Source organism: Deinococcus pimensis DSM 21231 (genome assembly GCF_000519345.1).
GTDB lineage: Bacteria > Deinococcota > Deinococci > Deinococcales > Deinococcaceae > Deinococcus_A > Deinococcus_A pimensis.
On record NZ_KI912628.1, the window covers coordinates 33,609 to 38,164 of the forward strand.

Genomic DNA, 4,556 nt, shown 5'->3' on the forward strand with positions numbered 1-4,556 from the left:
GGGGGCGGGGGCCGTGGCGGGCGCGGCGCCCCCGGCGAGGGTCAGGATGACGCCGCCGACGGGCACGGTGTCGCCCTCCTTCACGCGGACCTCCTCGACGGTGCCCGCCGCGCTGGACGGGACCTCCACGACGGCCTTGTCCGTCTCGATCTCGATGACGGGCTGGCCCTCGCTGATGGTGTCGCCGGGCTTCACGAGGATGTTGACGACGCTGCCCTGCTCGATGTTGTCACCGACTTCGGGAAGTTTGACTTCTGTGGGCATGGTGGCTCCTTGGATGGATCGTAAATGCTGGGGCTTCTCGGTTCGCGCCGCGCGCTGCGGGCCGCCTTGGGGGTTGCTTCAGGCGGCCCGCCCGTGGAGGAGGTCAGCGCAGGACGGGCGCGAGGCGCTCGGGGTCCACGCCGAGGTCGGCAATGGCCTTCGCGACGACGTCCCCGCCGAGCTGCCCGCCCCGCGCGAGCGCGTAGAGGGTCGCGACGACGATGTGCTTGGTGTCCACCTCGAAGAAGTCGCGCAGTTCCTCGCGCGCCTCGCTGCGGCCCCAGCCGTCCGTGCCGAGCGTCCAGACCTTGCGGCCCACGTGCCCGCTGAGGCTGTCCGCGAGGAGCTTCACGTAGTCGCTCACCGCGACGATCACGCCGGGCGCGTTCTCCTCGGCGAGCTGCGTCGCCGCGAAGCTCCTGGCGGGCTCGCGCTCGGGGTGCAGCATGTTCTCGCGCTCGGTGATGAGGGCGTCCTGGTGGAGCTCCTTGTAGCTCGTGACGCTCCAGACGTCCGCCGCGACGCCGTACGCCTCGAGCTGCTTCTGCGCCTCCAGCACCGCCGTCATGGCGGGCCCGCTGCCGAGCAGCTGCGCGCGCAGCTTCGCGCCTCCCGCGGCGGAGCGGTTCAGGCGGTACATGCCCCTGACGATGCCCTCGCGGACCTCCTCGTGGTTCTCGGGCATGGGGAGCTGCACGTAGTTCTCGTTCTCGACGGTGACGTAGTAGAAGACGTCCTCGTTCTCGACGTACATGCGGCGGATGCCGTCCTCGACGATCACGGCGAGCTCGTACGCGAAGGCCGGATCGTACGTCTTGAGGTTCGGCACGGGGTACGCCTGCACGAGGCTGTTGCCGTCCTGGTGCTGCAGGCCCTCACCCGCGAGGGTGGTGCGGCCCGCCGTGGCGCCCACCAGGAAGCCGCGCGCGCGCTGGTCGCCGGCGGCCCAGACGAGGTCCCCGACGCGCTGCATGCCGAACATGGAGTAGTACACGTAGAAGGGGATGGTGGGCACGCCGTGCACGCTGTAGGACGTGGCGGACGCGATCCAGGAGGCCATCGCGCCGTCCTCGGTGATGCCTTCCTCCAGCATCTGGCCGTCCTTGCTCTCCTTGTAGGCCATCAGGCTGCCGGAGTCGACGGGCTGGTAGGTCTGGCCGCGCGGGCTGTAGATGCCGATGCGGGGCACGAGGGCGTCCATGCCGAAGGTGCGCGCCTCGTCCGGGACGATCGGCACGACGAGCCTGCCGATGTTCTTGTCGCGCAGCAGCTTGGAGAGGATCTGCACGAAGGCCATGGTGGTGCTGACCTCGCGCTCGCCGCTTCCCTTGTAGAACTCGGCGTAGAAGTCCTCGCCGGGCGCCTGCACGGGCTGGAAGTTCACGCGGCGGTTCGGGACGGCCCCGCCGAGCTTCGCGCGCTGCGCGAGGGCGTACTTCACCTCGGGGCTGTCCGGGCCGGGGTGGTAGTACTCGAGGTGCTCGACCTGCTCGTCGGTGAGGGGGAGCTCCAGGAAGGTGCGCAGGTCCTTGAGGGCGTGGAAGTCGAGCTTCTTGACCTGGTGCGCGACGTTGCGGCCCTGCGCGCTCTCGCCGAGGCCGTAGCCCTTGACGGTGCGCGCGATGATGATGGTGGGCTGCCCCTTGTGCTTCACGGCGGCGGCGTACGCGGCGTAGATCTTGCGGACGTCGTGACCGCCGCGGTTGAGCAGTTCGAGGTCCGCGTCGGTCCAGCCCTCGATGAGCTTCTGGAGTTCGGGGGTGTTGAAGAACTTCTCGCGCAGCTCCTTGCCGCCGAAGGCCGCGTAGCGCTGGCTCTCGCCGTCCACGAGCAGCTCGAAGCGCTTCACGATCGCGCCGCTGTAGTCGCGGGAGAGCAGCTCGTCCCACTTGCTGTCCCACACGACCTTGATGACGTTCCAGCCCGCGCCGCGGAAGAGCGCCTCGAACTCCTGGATGACCTTGCTGTTGGCGCGCACGGGTCCGTCGAGGCGCTGGAGGTTCGCGTTGAGGACGAAGACGAGGTTGTCGAGGTTCTCGTACGCGGCGAAGCGCAGCGCGCCGATCGACTGCGGCTCGTCCATCTCGCCGTCGCCGAGGAAGGCCCAGACCTTGCTGTCGCCCTTCTCCTTGAGGCCGCGGTTCTCCAGGTACTTGACGAAGCGCGCCTGGTAGATCGCCTGGAGCGGACCGAGGCCCATGGAGACCGTGGGGAATTCCCAGTAGTCGGGCATCAGCCAGGGGTGCGGGTAGCTGCTGAGGCCGGGCCCGTTCTGGAGTTCGCGGCGGAAGTTGTCGAGGCGGGCCTCGTCGAAGCGTCCTTCCAGGAAGCTGCGGGCGTAGATGCCGGGGCTGGCGTGGCCCTGCCAGAAGAACAGGTCACGCGAGGGGCCCGCGTCGAGGCCGCGGAAGAAGTGGTTGAAGCCGACCTCGTAGAGTTCGGCGGTGCTGGCGTAGGTGCTGAGGTGCCCGCCGATGCCGTCGCTGTTCTTGTTGGCCTTCACGACCATCGCGACGGCGTTCCAGCGGATGATGTTGCGGATCCTGCGTTCGAGTTCGAGGTCGCCGGGGTACTCGGGCTGGTCCTCGGCGGCGATGGTGTTGATGTACGGGGTGTTCTGCTTGAACTGGATGGGCGCCCCGTGGAAGTACGCGTAGTGGTCGAGGTCCTCGAGGAGGTTGGCGGCGCGGGCCTTGCCGGCGCTGGCGAGGACGTACGCGAGCGAGTCGAGCCATTCCTGCGACTCGATCCTGTTGAGCTTCTCGCGGTCCTCGGCGGACAGGGCCGCCCGGGGGTTCTGGGTGCTGGTCATTCGGCCTCTCCCTTTCTGATGCTGTGGTGGGCGGTGTAACGCTGCGGACCGTCCCGGCGCGTCTCCTGACGCCCCGGGTGCCTAACGTCCGTTCGCATTTTCCCAGTCTACGGGAACGTTTCCGGGCGTCCAACAGCCGATCACTCATAGATTCACCACCGCGGGAGGTCAATCGGGGCGGGCCGGACACGACGTTCAGGCGCCCGGCCCGACATCTCGCCCCCTCACCCACCAGTTCGCGTTACAAATGAGGGAGGAGGACCACCGTGGACCTGAGGCAACTGCGTTACTTCGTCGCCCTCGCCGAGGAAGGGCACTTCGGACGCGCCGCCGAACGCGTCTTCGTCGTCCAGCAGGCCCTCAGCGGCAGCATCCGCAACCTCGAGGACGAACTCGGCGTCCGCCTCTTCGAACGCACCACCCGCCGCGTCCAGCTCACGCCCGCCGGGAGCGAGTTCCTCACCGGCGCCCGGCAGGTCCTCGCGCTCGTCGAGCAGACCGCCGACCGCGCCCGCCGCGCCGCGCGCGGCGAGGTGGGACGGCTCGCCGTCGGCTTCGTCAGCGGGCTCGCCTTCGGCGGCCTCCCGGAGGTCGTCCGCACCTTCCGCGAACGCTTCCCGCACGTCGCCGTCGAACTGCTCGAACTCACCGCCGCCGAGCAGGAACAGGCGCTGAGAGAGCGCCGCATCGACGTCGGCTTCGTCCTGCTGCCCGTCCGCGACCCCTCCCTCGCCCGCGAGGCCATGTGGCGCGAACCCCTCATCGTCGCGCTGCCCGCCGGGCATCCCCTCGCCGCGCGCGAGCGTCTGCGCCTCGCGGAGCTCGCGAACGAGGACTTCGTCTTCTTCCCCCGCCACGTCCGCGCCGCGTACTTCGATCAGGTCATGAGCCTCGCCACCGCCTCCGGCTTCCAGCCCCGCATCGTCCAGGAGGCCATCGAGGTGCCCACCCTGCTGAGCCTCGTCGCGGCGGGCATCGGCGTGTTCCTGCCCATCCGCTTCTTCTCCAAGCTCGCCCTGCCCGGCGTCGCCTACCGCCCGCTCGACGACGCGCCCGTCGTGGAGATCGACGCCGCGTGGCGCCGCGAGGACGCCAGCCCCGTCGTGCAGCAGTTCCTGAGCGTGGGCAGGGAGGTGCTCGGCGCGGCCCCCTGAGCGCCCGACACCCCTCATCCGGGTGCACTACAATAACCCTTCATGTCTTCCGATTCCGCCACCTCCTCCCGCGCCCTGTTCTCCCTGGGATTCGTCGGGTTTCTCCTCATCGGCGCCCTGCAGGCCGTGTACGGTCCCGCCTTCGGGGCCTTCACCGACCGCTTCGGCGTGGGCCGCGAGGACGTCGGCCTCATCGCGAGCGCCCACTTCCTCGGCAGCATGCTCGGCATCATCGCGTCCCGCGCGCTGCTGCCCCGCCTCGGACTGCGCCGCCTCGTGAGGCTCGGCGCGGCCCTCACCCTCACGGGCCTCGCGGGCGTCGCGGT

The 4,556-nt window shown here is 69.5% G+C and carries 3 protein-coding genes and 1 pseudogene; 2 read left to right on the forward strand and 2 right to left on the reverse strand.

The features are described from left to right. Both DEIPI_RS0103735 and aceE read right to left on the reverse strand, forming a co-directional pair. Positions 1–264 (reverse strand): biotin/lipoyl-containing protein (locus tag DEIPI_RS0103735; protein WP_027480902.1); only part of this gene is annotated, 264 nt, incomplete at its 3' end. A gap of 103 nt (positions 265–367) precedes the next feature. Then, positions 368–3,076, reverse strand: coding sequence for a pyruvate dehydrogenase (acetyl-transferring), homodimeric type (aceE, locus tag DEIPI_RS0103740; protein WP_027480903.1), 2,709 nt, complete (start codon positions 3,074–3,076; stop codon positions 368–370). A gap of 266 nt (positions 3,077–3,342) precedes the next feature. Here aceE and DEIPI_RS0103745 point away from each other — a divergent pair, with 266 nt between their 5' ends. Both DEIPI_RS0103745 and DEIPI_RS38865 read left to right on the forward strand, forming a co-directional pair. Further along, on the forward strand, positions 3,343–4,230 hold the full coding sequence (locus DEIPI_RS0103745) for a LysR family transcriptional regulator (protein ID WP_027480904.1): 888 nt from the start codon (positions 3,343–3,345) through the stop codon (positions 4,228–4,230). Positions 4,231–4,272: 42 nt separating this feature from the next. Continuing rightward, positions 4,273–4,556, forward strand: a pseudogene (locus DEIPI_RS38865) (MFS transporter); the annotation flags it as partial.